Source organism: Vibrio sp. DNB22_10_4, from assembly GCF_052879755.1.
In genome coordinates this window covers 1-257 of sequence record NZ_JBNNXW010000091.1, presented here as the reverse complement: position 1 = coordinate 257, position 257 = coordinate 1, and the positions used below count along the sequence as shown (strand labels likewise).

Genomic DNA, 257 nt, shown 5'->3' with positions numbered 1-257 from the left:
CATTGGGGCTGGTCGACATCCTGCCCAGCCGGGGCGTGGTGGTGCGCGGCCCGCAGGTGGGCGCCGAGCGGGCAAGTGCCGATCGCCTGCATCGCCCGTTTGCCACGCCGGCGCTGGGCACGCTGTCGCCGCGTCAGTTGATTGAGCTGCGCCTGGTGCTGGAGCCCGGCTGGACGGCGCTGGCCGCCGCGCGCATGCAGGCCGCCGGCCTGCGCCACCTGCAATGGCTGCAGCAGCAGTTGGCCCATGCGCTGGCG

The 257-nt window shown here is 74.3% G+C and carries 1 protein-coding gene; it reads left to right on the top strand.

Translation table 11 applies throughout. The features are described 5' to 3' along the window. A partial coding sequence (locus ACVA6Q_RS24785; protein ID WP_446649244.1) for a hypothetical protein occupies positions 1 to 257 on the top strand: 257 nt, incomplete at both ends.